This window comes from Helicobacter cetorum MIT 99-5656 (assembly GCF_000259275.1).
GTDB classification, from domain to species: domain Bacteria; phylum Campylobacterota; class Campylobacteria; order Campylobacterales; family Helicobacteraceae; genus Helicobacter; species Helicobacter cetorum.
Map to the genome: position 1 here is coordinate 674,591 of NC_017735.1, position 19,211 is coordinate 693,801.

At 36.3% G+C, this 19,211-nt stretch carries 21 protein-coding genes and 1 pseudogene; 10 read left to right on the forward strand and 12 right to left on the reverse strand.

Features of this window, described 5'->3' with window-relative positions:
* Nucleotides 1-27: 27 nt before the first annotated feature.
* Nucleotides 28-1,071, reverse strand: a complete 1,044-nt coding sequence (gene recA, locus HCD_RS03235; protein WP_014659160.1) for a recombinase RecA — start codon at nucleotides 1,069-1,071, stop codon at nucleotides 28-30.
* Nucleotides 1,072-1,170: 99 nt separating this feature from the next.
* Between recA and HCD_RS03240 the strand changes: the two genes are divergently transcribed.
* Nucleotides 1,171-2,034 carry a menaquinone biosynthesis family protein gene (locus HCD_RS03240; RefSeq protein WP_014659161.1) on the forward strand — a complete coding sequence of 288 codons (864 nt, stop codon included), beginning with the start codon at nucleotides 1,171-1,173 and terminating at the stop codon, nucleotides 2,032-2,034.
* Here HCD_RS03240 and HCD_RS03245 read toward each other — a convergent pair.
* The 8 genes from HCD_RS03245 to ccoN all read right to left on the reverse strand — a co-directional run bounded on the left by HCD_RS03245 (nucleotide 2,031) and on the right by ccoN (nucleotide 7,923).
* Complete coding sequence (locus HCD_RS03245) at nucleotides 2,031-2,804, reverse strand: hypothetical protein (RefSeq protein WP_014659162.1); 774 nt, start codon at nucleotides 2,802-2,804, stop codon at nucleotides 2,031-2,033. The two genes, HCD_RS03240 and HCD_RS03245, sit on opposite strands and share 4 nt — an antisense overlap.
* A 331-nt stretch (nucleotides 2,805-3,135) precedes the next feature.
* The gene (locus HCD_RS03250) at nucleotides 3,136-3,723 is read right to left on the reverse strand and encodes a hypothetical protein (RefSeq protein ID WP_014659163.1); all 588 of its coding nucleotides are present in this window, start codon (nucleotides 3,721-3,723) and stop codon (nucleotides 3,136-3,138) included.
* A gap of 10 nt (nucleotides 3,724-3,733) precedes the next feature.
* Nucleotides 3,734-4,330 carry a hypothetical protein gene (locus tag HCD_RS03255; protein ID WP_014659164.1) on the reverse strand — a complete coding sequence of 199 codons (597 nt, stop codon included), beginning with the start codon at nucleotides 4,328-4,330 and terminating at the stop codon, nucleotides 3,734-3,736.
* A 100-nt stretch (nucleotides 4,331-4,430) separates the two neighbouring features.
* Nucleotides 4,431-4,637: a DUF4006 family protein gene (locus HCD_RS03260; protein WP_014659166.1), complete on the reverse strand. Its 207-nt coding sequence runs from the start codon at nucleotides 4,635-4,637 to the stop codon at nucleotides 4,431-4,433.
* Nucleotides 4,638-4,648: 11 nt separating this feature from the next.
* Nucleotides 4,649-5,527 carry a cytochrome-c oxidase, cbb3-type subunit III gene (ccoP, locus tag HCD_RS03265; protein ID WP_014659167.1) on the reverse strand — a complete coding sequence of 293 codons (879 nt, stop codon included), beginning with the start codon at nucleotides 5,525-5,527 and terminating at the stop codon, nucleotides 4,649-4,651.
* Between the two features lies 1 nt (nucleotide 5,528).
* A complete protein-coding gene (locus HCD_RS03270) occupies nucleotides 5,529-5,747 on the reverse strand; it encodes a cytochrome c oxidase, cbb3-type, CcoQ subunit (RefSeq protein WP_014659168.1) in 219 nt (72 codons plus the stop codon).
* 11 nt (nucleotides 5,748-5,758) lie between these two features.
* The gene (ccoO, locus tag HCD_RS03275; RefSeq protein WP_014659169.1) at nucleotides 5,759-6,445 is read right to left on the reverse strand and encodes a cytochrome-c oxidase, cbb3-type subunit II; all 687 of its coding nucleotides are present in this window, start codon (nucleotides 6,443-6,445) and stop codon (nucleotides 5,759-5,761) included.
* Between the two features lie 11 nt (nucleotides 6,446-6,456).
* Nucleotides 6,457-7,923: a cytochrome-c oxidase, cbb3-type subunit I gene (gene ccoN / locus HCD_RS03280; protein WP_014659170.1), complete on the reverse strand. Its 1,467-nt coding sequence runs from the start codon at nucleotides 7,921-7,923 to the stop codon at nucleotides 6,457-6,459.
* A 139-nt stretch (nucleotides 7,924-8,062) separates the two neighbouring features.
* Here ccoN and HCD_RS03285 point away from each other — a divergent pair, with 139 nt between their 5' ends.
* The 3 genes from HCD_RS03285 to HCD_RS03295 are packed head-to-tail and all read left to right on the forward strand — an operon-like array spanning nucleotide 8,063 to nucleotide 10,744.
* Nucleotides 8,063-9,511, forward strand: a complete 1,449-nt coding sequence (locus HCD_RS03285; protein ID WP_014659171.1) for a DASS family sodium-coupled anion symporter — start codon at nucleotides 8,063-8,065, stop codon at nucleotides 9,509-9,511.
* Nucleotides 9,512-10,498, forward strand: coding sequence for an adenine-specific DNA glycosylase (locus tag HCD_RS03290; protein ID WP_041594820.1), 987 nt, complete (start codon nucleotides 9,512-9,514; stop codon nucleotides 10,496-10,498).
* 3 nt (nucleotides 10,499-10,501) lie between these two features.
* Nucleotides 10,502-10,744 (forward strand): hypothetical protein, encoded by a 243-nt coding sequence (locus tag HCD_RS03295; protein ID WP_014659173.1) that lies wholly within the window; start codon nucleotides 10,502-10,504, stop codon nucleotides 10,742-10,744.
* 9 nt (nucleotides 10,745-10,753) lie between these two features.
* Here HCD_RS03295 and HCD_RS03300 read toward each other — a convergent pair whose 3' ends face one another.
* Both HCD_RS03300 and HCD_RS03305 read right to left on the reverse strand, forming a co-directional pair.
* The gene (locus HCD_RS03300) at nucleotides 10,754-12,421 is read right to left on the reverse strand and encodes an L-lactate permease (protein WP_014659174.1); all 1,668 of its coding nucleotides are present in this window, start codon (nucleotides 12,419-12,421) and stop codon (nucleotides 10,754-10,756) included.
* Nucleotides 12,422-12,480: 59 nt separating this feature from the next.
* Entirely contained in the window at nucleotides 12,481-14,124 is a 1,644-nt protein-coding gene (locus HCD_RS03305) for an L-lactate permease (protein WP_014659175.1), read from the reverse strand.
* Between the two features lie 217 nt (nucleotides 14,125-14,341).
* Between HCD_RS03305 and HCD_RS03310 the strand changes: the two genes are divergently transcribed.
* The 6 genes and pseudogenes from HCD_RS03310 (at nucleotide 14,342) to HCD_RS03335 (ending at nucleotide 18,408) form a co-directional block, all read left to right on the forward strand.
* Nucleotides 14,342-15,070 (forward strand): (Fe-S)-binding protein, encoded by a 729-nt coding sequence (locus tag HCD_RS03310; RefSeq protein ID WP_014659176.1) that lies wholly within the window; start codon nucleotides 14,342-14,344, stop codon nucleotides 15,068-15,070.
* 17 nt (nucleotides 15,071-15,087) lie between these two features.
* On the forward strand, nucleotides 15,088-16,533 hold the full coding sequence (locus tag HCD_RS03315) for a LutB/LldF family L-lactate oxidation iron-sulfur protein (RefSeq protein WP_014659177.1): 1,446 nt from the start codon (nucleotides 15,088-15,090) through the stop codon (nucleotides 16,531-16,533).
* Complete coding sequence (locus HCD_RS03320; protein WP_014659178.1) at nucleotides 16,526-17,161, forward strand: LutC/YkgG family protein; 636 nt, start codon at nucleotides 16,526-16,528, stop codon at nucleotides 17,159-17,161. Before HCD_RS03315 ends, HCD_RS03320 begins: the two co-directional genes overlap by 8 nt.
* 10 nt (nucleotides 17,162-17,171) lie before the next feature.
* Nucleotides 17,172-17,519 (forward strand): annotated as a pseudogene (locus tag HCD_RS03325) (peroxiredoxin); the annotation flags it as partial.
* Nucleotides 17,520-17,745: 226 nt separating this feature from the next.
* A complete protein-coding gene (locus tag HCD_RS03330; RefSeq protein WP_014659180.1) occupies nucleotides 17,746-18,114 on the forward strand; it encodes a hypothetical protein in 369 nt (122 codons plus the stop codon).
* Nucleotides 18,115-18,174: 60 nt separating this feature from the next.
* Nucleotides 18,175-18,408, forward strand: coding sequence for a hypothetical protein (locus HCD_RS03335; protein WP_014659181.1), 234 nt, complete (start codon nucleotides 18,175-18,177; stop codon nucleotides 18,406-18,408).
* A 47-nt stretch (nucleotides 18,409-18,455) separates the two neighbouring features.
* Here HCD_RS03335 and HCD_RS03340 read toward each other — a convergent pair whose 3' ends face one another.
* Nucleotides 18,456-19,202, reverse strand: coding sequence for a tetratricopeptide repeat protein (locus HCD_RS03340; RefSeq protein WP_014659182.1), 747 nt, complete (start codon nucleotides 19,200-19,202; stop codon nucleotides 18,456-18,458).
* Nucleotides 19,203-19,211: the final 9 nt, after the last annotated feature.

Below are 19,211 nucleotides of genomic sequence, written 5' to 3' on the forward strand. Positions count from 1 at the left end.
ATCTTATTTCTTCTTTTTATTTCTTATTTATTCCATTTCATCTAAAGGTTCATCAGGTAAGGGCATAATCTCTTCAGTAGTGCCAATACTCTCTTTAATCTTAAGAATGATTTCATTCGCTAGGACTTTATCTTCTTTCAATAAAGCCTTAGCATTTTCTCTACCCTGCCCTAGCTTTTTATCTTGATAACTTAGCCATGCCCCACTCTTATCCACAATATCTAGTTTCACGCCATAATCAATAATTTCGCCTTCTTTAGAAATCCCTTCCCCAAACATAATGTCAAATTCCGCTTCTCTAAAAGGCGGAGCGACTTTATTTTTTACCACTTTGGCTTTCGCTCTATTACCGATATGCTGTTCGTTTTGTTTAAGAGCGGCAATTCTTCTAATATCAATTCTCACGCTCGCATAAAATTTTAAGGCATTCCCCCCTGTTGTAGTCTCTGGACTTCCATAACCCATCATGCCAATTTTCATTCTAATTTGATTGATAAAAATTAGTGTGGTATTCATTTTGTGTAACACGCCGGTGATTTTTCTTAATGCATGACTCATAAGCCTTGCTTGTAAGCCCACATGCTGGTCTCCCATATCCCCATCAATCTCTGCTTTAGGCGTGAGTGCGGCTACAGAATCCACTACCACCAAATCAATCGCCCCACTTCTAGTGATAGTCTCTAAAATTTCTAGGGCTTGCTCGCCTGTATCTGGCTGAGAGACTAGCAAATTTTCAATATCTACGCCAAGTCTCTTCGCATAATGCACATCTAGGGCATGCTCAGCATCAATAAACGCGCACACGCCCCCATTTTTTTGGCACTCTGCAATGATGTGTAAGCTCAAAGTGGTCTTTCCGCTTGATTCTGGCCCATACACTTCAATAATTCTACCCTTCGGAATTCCCCCAATCCCTAAAGCTAAATCTAATCCTAATGAGCCGGTAGAAATGGCATCAATCTTTTCTACTTGCTTATCGCCTAATCTTACCAACGCCCCCTTACCAAAAACCTTATCAATTTGTTTAATCGCTAAAGAAATCGCTTTTTGTTTGTCTTCATCTATCGCCATAAAATCGCCTTAAATAATTTTGTTTTTCTTATTCTATCAAATCCTAGCCTAAAATCTATTATAATAAGAGAACTTACCCCACTCATAAAGGAAGTCGCTTTGATTAGTATCGCTCATAGCCCTGATGCTGATGATATTTTTATGTATTATGCCATTAAGTTTGGCTGGATAAATTGCCCCATTAAACATAAAAGTTTTCAAAATACTGCCCTAGATATTGAAACCTTAAACCAAGAAGCTTTGAAAAACACTTATGATGTGAGTGCGATTAGCTTTGGGCTGTATCCTAAAATTGCTAATGATTATGCCTTGCTCCCTACAGCAACTAGCTTTGGAAATGGCTATGGACCCAAATTAGTGAAAAAAAAGGGCGTGAGATTAAAAAAAGATTTTAGAGTTGCTTTGAGTGGGGAGCATACTACAAACGCCCTATTATTCAAGCTCTATTACAAACACGCCCGCATTACCTATATGAATTTCTTAGACATTGAAAAAGCGGTGCTTGAAGGAATAGTGCATGCAGGGGTGTTAATCCATGAAAATATCTTAGATTTTCATAACGAACTAGAAGTGGAAAAAGAATTATGGGATATTTGGAAAGAATTTATCAAAGTTGATTTGCCCCTGCCTTTAGGGGGCATGGCGATTAGACGCTCTATTCCACTATATCGGGCAATTTTGATTAAAAAGGCTTTGATTCAAGCCATTGAAGTAGCCCTAAAACACCAAGATTTACTCTCTGATATGTTAATAGAGCGTTCTTTAGTTCGGGTAAGTAAGGAGCAATTACAAACCTATCTAAGCTTGTATGCTAATGAGACTTCAACACGCTTGAATGAAACGCAGATTTTAGCCATAGACAAGCTTTTTGAGTTAGGCTATCAACACGGCTTTTATCCTAGCTTAATAAAAACGAAAGATTGCTTACTCACTGATGAATATTTTAAATACCGCTTTTCTTAGTCTAGCTCTAATTTATGTGTGAGTAAATATCGGCTCACACCATACAATAAAAGGATTTTTAAAAAATCCACTCCCCATAAGAGATAGTATTTTTCTTCTTCTAATTCTTGTTGCTGTAAGAAATAATAAAACCCCTCATTCATGCTTAAATTTGAACTCATTAAGGGCAAAAACGCATTAAACGCCATTTCCAAAATAACCCCCACAAGAATGAATAATAACCCCCCTAGTAAAAAGCGGGCTTTTTTGATTTTGTTCGTGTTTAGCACGCTTAGAACAAACAAAAACTTCATTAAAACAAGCCCTAAAAATAACATAATGCCTACCATTTTAGTGGGGTTTAAGACAAAGACTTTTAACGCACTATATAAGATAAATAGCACGCTAGATTGCGTATTAGTGAAAAGATGATAGCCCAAACGCACGCTTAGAATAAACCACAACAAACTTAAGATAAAAAAACCTATAGGAAGTAAAACCTTAGGCAATAACAACATATCAATGCTAATGGGTAAAGAAAAGCTTAAAACCCCCCTTTTAGAAAAAAGCTTGGCATTGAGATTTTTAATCGCCCCTAAAATTATCGCACTCAATAAAAACGCCCCTAAAATAAAAAAGAGCGTATAACTTAGAGTAAGCATGGTTGTTTCTTCTGTGCTTTGAGAGAAAAAACAAATCGCTAGAATAATGAGCGTTAATAAAAGATTGGTTACAACAATATTGCCTATTTGCTCTAAAGCATCATGTTTTAAAACTTTTAAAAAATCCATAATCTTATTATAACCACTTGGAGACAAACTTTATAGATTTGCAAACTTTTTTAAGGCAAAACACAAGATTTTTATCTATACTAACATCAATTAACCCAAAAGAGATTTTTTTAAGGCATTCAAATTCGCTATAAACGACCCTTAAGATTTATTGTTAGTGTCAGACGATTCGTTTAGGGGGATTGAAAAAAACTGGTGCTTGCATTTTTAATGAGTTTGGGAGTTTAAGGATTAAAATAGGGCGTTATTAACGCCTATTTTTGTTTGTAGTTGAAAAAATCTTTTAATTTTATTTGCTTGAAAAATTAAAATCTAGGCGATAAGAGTCATCTTAGCTCTTAAAAAGAGCTAGTTGCTCTAAGATTAGCTCTTCTTTATTCTTAAAAATGAGTTTAAATAGGATTTTATAACGCCCTAGTTTATCGCTCTCTAGCAAATCAAATCCCACTAAAGGCTTGCATGCATGCTCGCAAACAACCGTGCTAAGTAATCTAGGGGGGGCTTTGCTAGGATAGGTAGCGAGATAGACTTGAAGTTCCTTTAGACCTAGATTAGGCTCAATTTGTTGTAACTCTATGTAGAGAGTGTTAGACTTGCTTAAAATAAGGGCGTTTTGGAGCATTTTTTCTTGAAGTTGTTTATCCCCATGCGTGCCTTTAGAAAAATAGGGCAAAATGGGGGTTTTGGAGCTTGCTGTAAGGGGCTTTAAATCCACTAAAAAATAATAGCTAGCTTTAAAATTTTCATAGGTCTTAAACATAGCATTAAAATTTAAATCCACTTCATTATGGCTTTTAAAATACACTAAGTCATTTTTAGGCGAATGCTTTAAGGCAAACACCACCAAAGCGACTACAATTCCCATGCCCCCTATTAATACGCTCATAATCCCCAAAGGCCAAAAGTTTTTTTCTTTCATGATTTTCTCTCTAAGATTTTTTAAAAAAATAAACCCCAAAAAATACACCTAAAAGCGTGAGTAATAAAATATAAACCGCCACCTTTAAAAAGGTTGCTCCCTTGTCAGCGTCAAAATTCTGTGTCATGTTGATATGGTATTTTTGAGCTAAGTTATCCACAGCGACTGAATAGCCATTCAAAAGCATGGCTGAAATCCTAGAATTAGTGTATTCCTTGGCATTTGTGGGCAATAAGGGGGCGATTTTTTCAAAAAAGATTGCATCAGTGTCTAACAAGTCCTTAGGCTTAGCGACTAATTCTAATTTCTTAGCGTCGTAGTAAAAAAAGAATGCTACAAAGGGGGGGTTGAGTTGTTTTAAAAAACTCTCTTGGTAAGCTTGGCGTTCTTCTTTGCTCATTAAAGTTGTAGGGTTTCTTTCAAAATCGGTCATATCAATGACAAAACTGACACCTGTTTTTTGGTAAAGCTCTTTAGAAACGCTCTCTATGAACGAAACACTCTTTTCTACCAAACGCCCCTTTGAATTATTAAAAACATAAGAAAGCCCATTAGCCCATGAAAAATTTACAAAGGCTAAACATGCTAGAAGGAATAGGCTCTTCATGTGCTAAATAGGAATAAATTAGGCACAAAAGAAATAATAGCGGTCATCAAAATGGTCGTTACTATCATTAAAGCTAAGATTTTTTCTAAAGTAGTGAATTTCATTGTTGACTCCCTTGATTGACTAATTCATAATTATCGTGGTTTTGAGCGTTTTTCATCTCTAAAGTGCTTATATCCTTGTAGCGGTAATAATTCGTGGCTTGCTCTTTTTGAATGCTAATAGCTTTGCAAGCAAAAAAGACCACCACGCATAATAAAACTACCACAATGAGTAAATTTCCTGCTAGTCCGTTCAAAAATTTCATGAGTTTTCCTTTTAGTCTTCTAAAGGCTGTAACGATTGGATAAATTCCGCTAATGCCTTAACTTGTAAATCGCTAAAGTTTTTATACTTAAATGATGGCATATGCCCTATATGACCTTTTTTACCCTGTGTAAGCACATTTCGTAAAAAACTCTCTGTGCCATAAGTAGTCAAGTTTGCTGCAAAAACTTGGTTATCTTGCAAGCCCTTGCCATCATTTCCATGACAACCTGCACAACCCATGCTCTCAAACAATTCCTTACCCTTATCAATAAGCTGGGGATTTTTGGTCTTTTTGACACTAGAAATTTCTGCCATAACATAACTTGCAATCGCTTTAGCGTCTTTTTCTTCTAACTCCATAGCAGGCATTTCACCAGCGAGATAATTCATGCCCTTAGAACCATGCTTGATAGTATCCATAATGCCTTCTTCTTTACCCCATCGCACTAAGTTTTGGGCGTTTCCATGCAAGCCTTCAGCCGTTACGCCATGGCATTGTGAACAATGGACTAAAAAGATGCCTTGACCCATATCCACTAATTCCTTTTGCCCCAAATTCTTCCATTTTGCTTCAAATTTTTGATTGTGGGCTTTGACCTCTTCATTATATTGCCCAATTTGAGAAAAACTATTGAGTGGATATCCAAAAAATAAATACCAAAAAGCATATACAATCAAACACATAAAGCTAACAACCCAACCTACAGGAATATTGTTAGCAAATTCTCCTATCCCATCAAATAAATGCCCATTATCCACTAGTTCGCCTTGAGATTTGCTATCACGCATTTCTTTGATGAGCGAGCTAGATTCATAGATGGTTAGCACTAAAATCACAAGTGCTGCAATTAAGCCAAAAACATTTATATGGTCGTTTAAAAAATCCATTTCAACTTTCCTTTGTGCTATTACCATAAACTCTCTTATGGCGTGGTTCAATTAACTCATCTTCTAAGGCATCATTCAACACCAAGTATCCGTACCGCTCATAATCCACTACACCCTTTTTTTGCTTCCTATACATGCTAAAAATATAAGCGTAAAGAAAGAGCGTAAAAAGGATGGTAAAAAACACATAAGCAAAGGCTCTCACACTTTCTAAATCCATAATCTACCCCCTTACTTCGTATTAATCCTAGAGTTACCCAAGCTATTTAAATAAGCAATCAAGGCTACAATTTCTGGCACTTCGCCCCTTTGAATCGCTTCTAACACTCGCTTATCCTTCATGTCTGTTGTGATTTTCTTAGCTTCTTCTAAATACGCTTTTTTAGCCTCTTCTAAAGTGCCTAGTTTCACGCCATTTTCTGTGTCATAAGGCACACCAAAAACTTTCTTTTGGGTTAAAGCGTCAGCATAAGCGGTTTCAAAATCACTTTTTTTCTTAAACAAGTGTTGATAGGCTGGCATAATACTATGAGGTACAACGCTTTGTGGGTTAAGCATATGTTTTTCATGCCAATCAGTGGTGCGATAATCCCCTACCCTATGCAAATCAGGGCCAATTCTTTTTGAACCCCATAAGAAAGGTCTGTCATAGGCATACTCCCCACTCAAACTATACGCACCATATCTATCCACTTCAGCTTGAAAAGGGCGAATAAGTTGCGAGTGGCAATTATAACAACCCTCTTTCATATAGATTTGTCTTCCAGCCATCTCTAAAACACTATAAGGACGCAAGCCTTCAATGGGGCGAGCGGATTTAAAGAAATTAGGCAAAATCTCAACTAATCCAGCAATAGAAAACACAAATAAAAACGCCAAAGTAAAGAAGAATGGATTTTTTTCTAAAAAACTAAACATCTCCAACCTCCTTACTTAGCCATAGGCGTAGCATAATTAGGCTCACGCTCTAATTTTTTGCCTGCAGTAATAGTCATAAACACATTGTAAGCAAAAATAATAAATCCAATTAAATACATAATGCCTCCAACACCCCTAATATTGTAATAAGGAATCAAAACTCTAACTGTATCGATGAATTGATAAGTAAGATTTCCATACTGATCTACATCTCTCCACATCATACCTTGTGTGATTCCTGCAATCCACATAGATGAGAAATATAACACGATGCCTAAAGTCATAATCCAAAATTGGAAATCCATAAGTTTGGCTGAATAAATTTCTCTTTTAAACATTCTAGGCATCATATGATACATGCTTGCAATTAGAGTAAAGCCTACCCATCCAAGCACACCATCATGCACATGCCCTACAATCCAATCGGTAAAGTGTGCTAAAGCATTCACGCTCTTAATCGCTTGAATAGAACCCTCTAAAGTAGAGAGCATGTAGAATGTTGATGCAAGCACTAAAAATTTAATCAAAGGGCTTTCTTTGAGCTGGTGCCATTGACCACGCATAGTCAATAGCATATTGATAGCTGTTCCCCAAGAAGGTAAAATCAATACCACTGAAAACACGCTAGAGAGAGTTTGCACCCAATCAGGAACGGTAGAATAAATCAAGTGGTGTCCGCCTGCCCAAATATAGACAAACATCAAGCTCCAAAAAGAAAATAAAGTAAGCTTATAGGAGAAGATAGGTTGACCGCTCTCTTTAGGCAAGAAATAATAAATTGTTCCAATAATACCACTTGTAAATACAAAGGCTACAGCGTTATGCCCCCACCACCATTGCACAAGTGCATCATTACTACCTGAATACATAGAGATAGAATGCCAAATACTTCCTACATCAGCCACAAAGTAAGTGGGGATAGAAAGATTATTGAAAATATACATTACAGCAATCCCCACATAAGTAGCAATATAATACCATAAGGATACATAAATAGTATTTTCTCTTCTCACACCCATACTTCCAAACATGCTAATCCCCCATAGCACCCATACTACAACTACAAGAATATCTAAAGGCCACATAAGTTCTGCATATTCTTTGGTCTGATTAATACCAGCAAATAAACTAACAACTGCCAAAATCAATAGAACAATCCATAACCAAAAATGCAGCAACCCTACAAATTTTAAAAAGGGGTGCTGGTGGTAAGTGATTTTAAGCACCCTTTGACCGATATAATACCAACTCGCCCAAATCCCCCCAAGCGTAAAACCATAAATCACCGCATTAGTGTGTAAAGGACGCAAGCGACCAAAAATACCATACTCCCCTGCAATATAGTTCAACCCTGGAAAAGATAACTCAAACGCAAGCACAATCCCTATTAGCATGCCTATTATCCCAAATGCAATCATTGCATAAAGGAACAATTTGCTAATAGAATAATCATAACTTAAAGGCGTGCTTTCTTGCATACATGCTCCTATTTGTAGTGAATTTAACAAAGCAAATGTGTAATTATAAAATGTTATCATTTTCAAAATGCTTAATCTTTAGAATTTTTTTGTAACATTATTCATATTTTTTTAGTAGTAGGCAATTAAAGGCTTAGGTATGCTCAAACGAACTCTTTTAATTCTCGCTCCTATTATGGGTGCGTTATTCTTGTATTTTGTAGGTGTGCCTAGCGGTCTAAACCCTAACGCATGGCTTTATTTTTGTATTTTCATAGGCATGATTGTAGGACTGATTTTAGAGCCTGTGCCAGCTGGTTTGGTGGCATTAAGTGCATTAATGGTGTGTGTAGCCTTAAAAATCGGAGCTAGTAGTGGAATAGTGAATGCTAATAAAGCTATTTCTTGGGGCTTAAGTGGGTATGCAAACAAAACGGTGTGGCTTGTGTTTGTCGCTTTTATTTTAGGCTTAGGGTATGAAAAAAGCTTGTTAGGAAAACGAATCGCACTTTTACTGATTAGATTCTTAGGTCAAACCCCCTTAGGTTTAGGCTATGCGATTACTTTAAGCGAATTGTGTTTAGCCCCTTTTATTCCTAGCAATTCCGCTAGAAGTGGGGGCATACTCTATCCTATAATCTCTTCTATTCCGCCCTTAATGGGTTCAACACCTAATGATAATCCTACAAAAATCGGTGCGTATTTGATGTGGGTTGCTTTGGCTTCAACTTGTATCACTTCATCAATGTTTTTAACCGCACTAGCCCCTAACCCACTAGCTATGGAGATTGCAACCAAAATGGGCGTGAATGAAATCTCATGGCTTTCATGGTTTCTAGCTTTCTTACCTTGTGGAATTATTTTACTCTTGCTTGTGCCATTACTTGCTTATAAAACCTGCACCCCCACCTTAAAAGGCTCTAAAGAAGTGAGTTTATGGGCTAAACAAGAATTAGAAAAAATGAAAGGTTTTTCTTTAAAAGAAATTTTAATGCTAAATCTTACTTTACTAGCCTTGCTTGGCTGGATTTTTTCTAAAACTTTAGGCTTACATGCAAGCACTGTTGCTTTAATCATCATGCTTTTAATGGCTTTTGTGAAAATCATCAGCTATGAAGATATTATCAAAAATAAAAGTGCTTTCAACATTTTCTTATTGCTTGGGGCCTTACTCACTATGGCTAGTGGGCTTAAAAATGTGGGCTTTTTAGATTATATGGGAAATTTCTCTAAAGAATTACTCCAACAAGCTAATTTAGAGCCTTTTGTAGCGGTATTGATTATTGTAGCTCTCTTTTATGTATCACATTATTTCTTTGCGAGCATTACCGCTCATGTGAGTGCTTTATTCGCCCTTTTTGTAGGAATAGGCGCAAATGTTGAAGGGGTGAATTTACAAGAATTGAGCTTGTTTTTAATGCTAACTTTAGGAATTATGGGTATTTTAACGCCCTATGGCACAGGTCCATCAACCATCTATTATGGAAGTGGGTATATTAAGAGCAAGGATTTTTGGAGATTAGGATTCATTTTTGGTTTAGTGTATTTAATCGTGTTTTTAAGCGTGTGTGTGCCTTGGGTAAAAACTATCGCTTTTAGGTGGCTATAATTGAAAGCCTTGCACAACGCCCTTTTAACATGGTATGAAGAACATGGGCGAAAGGATTTACCCTTTAGAAATTTAAAAGGAATTAACGCCCCTTATGAAATCTATATCAGTGAAGTGATGAGTCAACAAACACAAATCAACACGGTCATTCAGCGTTTTTACTTCCCTTTTTTACAAGCTTTTCCCACTTTAAAAGACTTGGCTAACGCCCCATTAGAAGAAGTTTTATTGCTTTGGCGAGGTCTTGGCTATTATTCAAGGGCAAAAAATTTAAAAAAGAGTGCTGAAATTTGCGTAAAAGAACATAGCTCACAATTACCCAACAACTATCAAAGCTTAATTAAGCTTCCAGGAGTGGGTGCATATACCGCTAATGCGATTTTATGTTTTGGTTTCAGAGAAAACACCGCATGCGTAGATGCTAATATTAAACGAGTGCTTTTAAGGCTTTTTTCTTTAAACTTGGATACAAGCACAAAAGACTTGCAAACAAAAGCTAATGAGTTTCTTAATCTTAAGGAGAGCTTTAATCATAACCAAGCCCTTATTGATTTAGGAGCTTTAGTTTGCACCCCAAAGCCTAAGTGCGAGATTTGCTGTTTCAATGATTATTGCTTAGGTAAAAACAACCTAGAAAAACACACGCTTAAGAAAAAGCAAGAAATTATTCAAGAAGAGCGTTACTTAGGCATTGTAATAGAAAATAAAGAAATCGCTTTAGAAAAAATAGAGCAAAAACTCTATTTTGGCATGCATCATTTTCCTAGTTTGAAAGAAAATTTACAATTCAAGCTCCCCTTTTTAGGAACTATCAAACACAGCCATACCAAATTCAAGCTCAACTTAAACCTTTATTTAGCAAGCACAAAAGATTTAGAAAACCCTATTAATTTCTATAGCTCTAAGGACTTAGAGACCTTACCGATAAGCTCTATGACACTTAAAATTTTAAAATTTTTAAAAAGCAAAAATCTATTAGGGGATTAAATTATGCTAAAAACATGCGCTTTTTTATTTTTGCTCATTCTTTTGAGTGCTTGCACAAATCCTAGCACAAGCCAAAATAGCTTGCAATGCTATAGAAGTGTTATGGGAGCTATTGCTTATGGGGATTTGAAAAACCCTAGCCACTCTAACAAACATTCACAAGAATGGCTGAATTTAAACCCACTTTATTTTTCAACGCTTCCTACTAAAAGGGGCTTTAATCATTGTCAAATAAACTCAAAATAAGCCTAAGCCTTAGTTTAAACTTGCTGGTGGCACAGGCACTATTTCTGGGGCTAAATACGCAATCGCACTAATGACTATCCCCATAATCACTACAAAGATAAGTGAGTATTTAACCGTAAATTTAAACAATTCACTCTCTCTACCCGCTAAGCCTACTGCCGCACAAGCTATGGCAATGCTTTGTGGGCTTATCATCTTACCCAAAGTGCCACCCACCGTATTTGCAGTTAGAGTGAGAACTTCAGGAATGTTTAGTCTTTGAGCGGTAAGCTGCTGTAAAGAACCAAATAAAAGATTAGAGCTTGTATCACTTCCGGTTAAGAATACCCCCACCCATCCAATTAAAGGCGAGAAAAAGGTAAAAGCAGCACCGGTATGCGTGAGTGCTAGAGCTAGAGTGGAAGAAATTCCGCTGTAATTAGACACAAAAGCAAAGCTTAAGACCAGACCAATTGTAAGGATAGGGTAACGCATTTCTTTCAAGGTTTCATTAAAGACACCAACAGCATCACTCACTTTTACCCTTAACACAAACATGCTAATAAGAGCGGCTAAAAAAATGGAAGTGCCAACGGTATTAATCAACAGAAATTTAAAAACAACAGGAATGCTTACGCTTTGGCCTACTTCTACAAAAGGCGGACTTCTAAAAATCTTGTTACTGATATTACTAAACTCAAAATAGAAATTAGAATAAGCTAACAAGCCATCTTTTTCAAATAAAGCCTTAAAAGAAGGCTGTGTCCATAGCACAATCGTTAAAATCAAAATCACAAAAGGCGCCCAAGCAACATAAACTTTACACACATGGTAATTACTCTTAGTGAGCGTTGCCACTTTGCCATCGCTTCTAAAAATGTGTTTGGGTTGCCAAAATTTTAAAAATATTGCTGTGCATACCAATGAAACAAGAGCTGAAATAATGCCCGGTAACTCTGGCCCTAGGTAATTAGAGCTTAAAAATTGTGCAATAGCAAAAGAAAAAGCCGCTACAAAAACCGCCGGAAAAGTCTCTTTAATGCCCTTAAAACCATCCATTAAAAACACAATGAAAAACGGCACCAATAAACTCACAAAAAAGAGAATTTTACCTGCCATAGCTGAAATCAAAATCGCTGGCACCCCTACTGCACTTGCCATAGCTGTAATAGGAATACCCACTGCTCCAAAAGCTACAGGGGCAGTATTTGCAATTAAACACAATCCAGCAGCGTATAAGGGGCTTAAACCTAAGCCAACTAAAATTGCTGCAGTAATTGCAATAGGCCCTCCAAAACCAATGGCTCCTTCTAAGAATGAGCCAAAGCAAAAGCCAATTAAAATCACTAAAATTCTATGGTCTAAAGTAATAGACTGAACGCTTTCTTTTAAGATTTCAAAATAGCCTGATTTAACACTTAGCTTATACAAAAAAATCGCTGCAATAATAATCCAAGCAATCGGCCACAAACCATATAAAAACCCATAGACAAAGCTTGAGCCTACCATACTCACAGGCATTTTATACACAAAAACAGCGATAACAGCAGATAGCGCTACACTTAAAAAAGCGGCGTTATAACCTTTAAGCTTAAAAACAATTAAAGATAAGAAAAACAATAAAATAGGTAGTAAGGCTACAAAAGCACTTAACCAAATATTACCTAAAGGGTCATAAACTTGATGAAATTCTAACACTAAAACTTCCTTTAAAAAGTATTCTCTTAGTGCTAGATTTCCCTAATAGACCCCCTTAATTAGGTTGTAGGAATAATGAAAGGAAAGACATAGGCAATAAGAGTAAAGACAATTCCCATAATAATCGCCAAAGCGATAGAGTATTTTACCGTAAATCTAAATAATTCACTCTCTCTACCCACTAATCCTACCGCCGCACAGGCTATGGCAATACTTTGTGGACTTATCATCTTACCCACAACGCCCCCTGAAGTGTTTGCCGCTAAGAAAAGCACTTCAGGCACACCAAGCTGCGTGGCAATGAGCATTTGCAAAGAGCCAAATAAGAGATTAGAGCTTGTATCACTTCCGGTTAAAAACACTCCAAGCCACCCCACAATAGGCGAAAAGAATGTGAAAACATGCCCTGTATCAGCTAGGGCTAAAGCTAGTGTGGCACTCATTCCGCTGAAATTAGCCACAAACGCAAACGCTAGAACCAAACCTATAGTAAGAATAGGAAAACGCATTTCTTTCAAGGTTGCACCAAATACCCCTATTGCATCACTTATTTTTACACGAAGTAAAAAAACGCTCAAAATTGCAGCTAAAAAAATGGAAGTGCCTGTCGTTAAAATTAAAGGGAGTTTAAACACAACAGGAAAACTTGTCGCTTCAGTAACAATGGGAGCGGTTTTAAAAATCTTTTGACTAATGGATTCAAGCTCAAAAGCAAAGCTAGAAAACGCCAAGACTCCCCCTTCTTTAAATAAACCCTTAAACCAAGGTTGAGTCCATATGATAATGGTAATTGTCAGTAACACAAAAGGCATCCACGCCACAATAACCTTGCAGATATGGTGTTTTTTAACCCCAATTTCTACTTTTTCGCCATGGCTTGTAAAGATATTTTTAGGTTGCCAAAATTTTAAAAACAAAGTCGTAGTAATCAAAGATACTAAGGCTGAAATAATATCAGGGAGCTGTGGCCCTAAATAATTAGAGCTAAAAAATTGTGCGATAGCAAAGCTAAACCCTGTAACAGCCACTACAGGAAAGGTCTCTCTAATACCCTTAAAACCATCCATTAAAAACACAATGAAAAAAGGAATGCCGATAGAAAAGATAGGTAACACACGCCCCACCATTTGAGAAATCTCTAACTCAGGGATACCCACTACATTTGCCATAGCTGTAATAGGAATACCCACCGCTCCAAAAGCTACAGGGGCGGTATTTGCAATTAAGCATAATCCAGCGGCGTATAAGGGGCTTAAACCTAAGCCCACTAAAATCGCTGCAGTAATTGCTACAGGACCCCCAAAACCAATAGCCCCTTCTAAGAATGAGCCAAAGCAAAAGCCAATTAAAATCACTAAAATTCTATGATCAGGCGTAAGACTTAAAATGCTTTCTTTTAAAATCTCAAAATACCCCGACTTCACCGAGAGATTGTAGAGAAAAATCGCTGCAATCACAATCCAAGCAATCGGCCACAAACCATATAAAAACCCATAGAGAAAACTCGCACTTACCATTTCAGTAGGCATTTTATACACAAACAACGCAATAACCACCGAAAGCACTAAGCTTAAAAATCCGGCACTATAGCCCTTGAGCTTAAATACAATGAGAGAGATAAAAAAGAGTGCGATAGGCGATAGCGCCACCAAAGCACTCAGCCAAATATTGCCCAATGGGTCATAGACTTGATGAAATTCCATAAGCTTTCCTTAAATAATTTAAAAATCTGTTTTTTATCTTACTTAAAAGAAAAAACTAATTTTAAGTAGTATTTAATGTTAAGTTAAATTTAGTGCGTCTACAGTTTATTTTTGTAACAATATCCAAGAGAGTGGGTCTATCAACTTTTTATCACAATCTTATCAATTTTGAGTATCATATGAGTTTAGAACTCTTAGGAATTTTAAGGAGCATTACTTGAAAGTCAATTTCTTTGCCACATGTCTAGGAACAGCCATTTATAGCAACGCATCGCTTAATGCCATCAAATTGCTTCGTAAAGAAAATTTGGAAGTTATTTTTAAAAAAGACCAAACATGTTGCGGTCAGCCAAGCTACAACTCAGGGTATTATGAAGAGACTAAGAAAGTCGTTTTACACAATATCAAGCTTTATTCTAATAACGACTACCCCATTATTTTACCTAGTGGTTCATGCACAGGTATGATGAAACATGATTATTTAGAATTGTTTGAAGGGCATGCTGAATTTAACATGGTTAAAGATTTTTGCGCTAGGGTGTATGAGTTAAGCGAATTTTTGGATAAAAAATTGCAAGTCAAGTATGAAGACAAAGGCGAGCCACTTAAAATCACATGGCATTCAAATTGCCATGCCCTAAGAGTAGCCAAGGTTATCACTAGCGCTAAGAACCTTATTAGACAGCTTAAAAATGTAGAGCTAATTGAATTAGAGAGAGAAGAAGAATGCTGTGGTTTTGGGGGAACATTTTCGGTCAAAGAGCCTGAAATTTCAGCGGCTATGGTAAAAGAAAAGATTAAAGATATAGAAAGCCGTCAAGTAGATGTGATTGTTTCAGCAGATGCGGGGTGTTTGATGAATATTAGCACCGCTATGCAAAAAATGGGTTCTCAAACAAAACCCATGCATTTTTATGACTTCTTAGCCTTAAGGCTCGGACTTTAACATTTAAGGAATTTAACATGGAAAAACATCATAGCGACCAAGAATACGAAGAGATAATCACTGACCAATTAGGCGATAAGCAATTAAGAGAAAATTTACGCTCTGCTATGGATACCTTACGCACTAATCGTAAGAATCTCATCAAAAATCGTTACAGCGAATGGGAAAATTTAAGGGATTTGGGTAAGGAAGTCAAGCTTAAAATTCTCTCTAGGCTTGATGAATATTTAGAAATTTTTGAAAAAAACGCTACCAAAAACGGCTTTAAAATCCATTACGCAAAAGATGGCGATGAAGCCAATGAAATCATTTATAATCTTGCTAAAGAAAAGAATATTAATCGCATTTTAAAGCAAAAATCTATGGCGAGTGAAGAAATCGGTTTAAATCATTATCTAAAAGAAAAGGGCATTCAAGCCCAAGAAACGGATTTGGGCGAATTGATTATCCAGCTCATTGATGAACACCCTGTGCATATTGTGGTGCCTGCAGTGCATAAAAACCGCAAACAAATCGGTAAGATTTTTGAAGAAAAGCTTAACTCCGCCTATGAAGAAGAGCCTGAAAAGCTTAATGCTATTGCTAGAAAGCATATGCGCAAGGAATTTGAAAGCTTTAAAATGGGGATTAGTGGGGTTAATTTTGCCATTGCAAATGAAGGGGCGATTTGGCTAGTTGAAAATGAAGGCAATGGCAGAATGAGCACCACCGCTTGTGATGTGCATGTCGCCATTTGTGGGATTGAAAAATTAGTAGAAAGCTTTGATGATGTGGCGATTTTAAATAATTTGCTCGCTCCAAGTGCGGTAGGCGTGCCTATCACTTGCTATCAAAACATTATTACAGGCCCTAGGAAAAACGATGATTTAGATGGCCCTAAAGAGGCACACATTATTTTACTAGACAATAACCGCTCTAATATTCTAGCTGATGAAAAATATTATCGTGCTTTGTCATGCATTCGCTGTGGCACTTGCTTAAACCACTGCCCTGTATATGATAAAATCGGTGGTCATGCCTACCTTTCTACTTATCCAGGTCCTATAGGCGTGGTGGTATCACCCCAGCTCTTTGGTTTGAATAATTATGGGCATATTCCTAATCTTTGTAGTCTTTGTGGGCGTTGTAGCGAAGTGTGTCCTGTAGAAATTCCATTAGCTGAACTCATTAGAGATTTACGCTCTGATAAAGTGGGCGAAGGTAGGGGCGTAGTCAAAGGTGTGAAAGACATGCAACATAGCGGTATGGAAAAATTCTCTATGAAAATGTTTGCCGATATGGCAAGCAATGGGGCTAAATGGCGTTTTCAATTGAAAATGGCTCAATTCTTCTCGCCTTTAGGCAAGCTTTTTGCCCCCCTACTACCCTTAGTCAAAGAGTGGGCTAGATTTAGAACCTTACCTAATATGGATACAAGCTTGCATGCAAAAGTTCAACATTTAGAAGGGGTTATTTATGAGTAAAGAACTGATTTTAAATCGCATTAAAGAGGCTAGAGCTAAACACACCATTAAGGGAGCAAACCCTGTTTATAGAAATATTATCAAGGTAGAGTTTGAAGATTTAGTAGAAGAATACAAGCATTTTCAATTGCTGAATAAAGCCGAAGTCATTGAAAGCACCAAAGAAAATTTGGAACAAGACATTCTAAAGGTTTTAGAAAGTTTCAAAAGCGAAAAAATCTTACACTCTACGGATTTAGATTTGAATTTTGAAGTTTTTAAAGATTTTTCTTTACAGCCCTATGATAAAAAAATTGAAGAAATGCGAGAGGTGTTATTTAATATTGATACCGCTTTGTTGCATGGGGTTTGTGGGATTTCAAGTTTAGGGATTAGTGGGACAACATCTTCACACGCAAGCCCGAGATTGCTTTCACTCATTACGACTAATTGCATTATTTTGTTAAAAAAAGAATCTATTGTGCGGAATTTATTTGAAGGCATTCAAGCTTTAAAAAATCAAAGTAAAGATGGCGTTTTGCCCACGAACATGCTCTTTATTGGTGGGCCTAGTAGGACAGCTGATATTGAGCTAAAAACCGTTTTTGGAGTGCATGGGCCTCAAAAAGTCGCTGTCATTCTTTATTAAAAGGATAGAAATGCAAAAATTAGAAGCAGGACAAGTCGCTCCAAACTTTAGGTTAAAAAATAGCGATGGCGTAGAGATTTCTTTAAAAGATTTGCTCCATAAAAAAGTGGTGCTATATTTCTATCCTAAGGATAACACACCTGGTTGCACTTTAGAAGCACAAGATTTTAGCGCTTTATTTAGCGAATTTGAAAAGAAAAATGCTATCGTGGTAGGCGTAAGCCCTGATAGTGCTAAATCGCATCAAGATTTTATCAGCCAATGTTCTTTAAATGTGATTTTACTCTGTGATGAGAATAAAGAAGTAGCCAATCTCTATAAGGCTTATGGCAAACGCATGCTTTATGGAAAAGAGCATTAAAATTACACGAAATTGTTAAAGACTATACCTACGAGAGCATTGCTAAAGAGTTTTTGGGGGATATTAGATGATAACAAAAACTATAAAATCCCCAAAAATTGACTATAATATACCCCATTAAAAGAGATATTTTAATATTTAAATCTGTATCATATTCGTAGAGCTATAACAAAGCAAAACCTTATTTAAAGGTTTATAATCCAATTTAACATAGGAACTTGATTTGCAACCCATATGGAAACTCTTAATCCCCCAACTAACTTTTAAAAATATAGTCGTAGCCATCTTGTTTGTCGCTGTGGTTGTTTTAAGCATTTGCTTTTTTGTTTTTTATAAAAATGCATTGGTAGAAAGAGAGACTTGTAAAATGGGCGTGGATTTACAAAATGAAGCCTTAAAAAAGCAGGAGTTAGATGTTAAAACCTACAACAAAGAGCATTCTAAAACCGAAAAGCAAATTGAAAAAAAGTATTCTCAGGCTCAGAAAGACAAGCGAATTGAAAAAGAGACTAAAGACGCTCCCCCTACAGATAAAGAACTCAAAAAAGTTGAAAATCTCATTGAGACTTTTAAAAAAGAAGAAAAGAAATAACGCTTTTTCAAATGAAAGTCTTTTCAAGCCTTCTTCAATATTAAGTATTAAGGAACTATGATGTTTAAAACCACCTTTCTTGCTTTGGCAATTCTTTTTATTCTCTCGGGGTGCTATAGAGTGTATAAACCGATATACATTCCTACCAAATGTGAAATTGAAATGCCCACACGCCCCACGCTCTCTAGCACAGAAATCAGCGAAAACATGAAAGCCTTACTTATCTATACAGAGACTTTAGAAAAGGATTTGCAATTTTGTATTAAAGGCACTCCATCAAGTGTGAAAAAGTAAAAAAAATAAAAGCTTAGAGTTTTAGTCTTTACCAACTCTAAACTTTCTCAAAATCTAAGGTTTTTACTCTTTAGGCTGTTTTTGTAAGCTTTTATCTCATCACAAGCTTGTTGATGACCTAAATCACAGGCTTTTTTGAAGTAAAATAGAGCATTTTCTTGAGACATTACATTCAAACCCAATTCTTTATATGGTATCCAGTAATAACTAGAGTTTTTATTATCAAGCGAATAGGTCTGTTGGAGTGCTCCTATCATAAAACAAGCTTCAGCATCTTTATTTGTGCATTTTTCTTTCAAAAAAGTCATTGGATTATGAAAACCTTTTATCTTACCCCATTCATAACAATCAGCTATTAAAAAAGGATTACTACTATATGCTCGGCATGCTTTTTCATAATAAAGACTAGCTTTTTGAATGTCTTTTTTAGTGCCTTTTCCATAATGATACATCTTTGCCAAATTGCTGTAAGCTTTGAAATTTTCTAACTCTGCTGAATTTAAATAGCTCCTAAAAGCTATATCGTAATATTTTTCTATTTTTGCCTTATCTTGATTTTCTCTATGCAATTTGTCTGCATACCTTTCGCAAATACTCCCTAACTCATAATAAGCTTCAGATTTGTCTTCTTTGCTAGATTTTCTGTCTCGAACTATTTTGAGAGCTGTATCAAAATTATATTTTGTTCCAAAATGACCGCTATCAATTAACACTTCTTTGGTGATTTTTTCTTGTTTTCCAACAAAGATAAATCCAATCACTACCACCAACAATAACACAAACTTGAAAATCATTTAAAACTC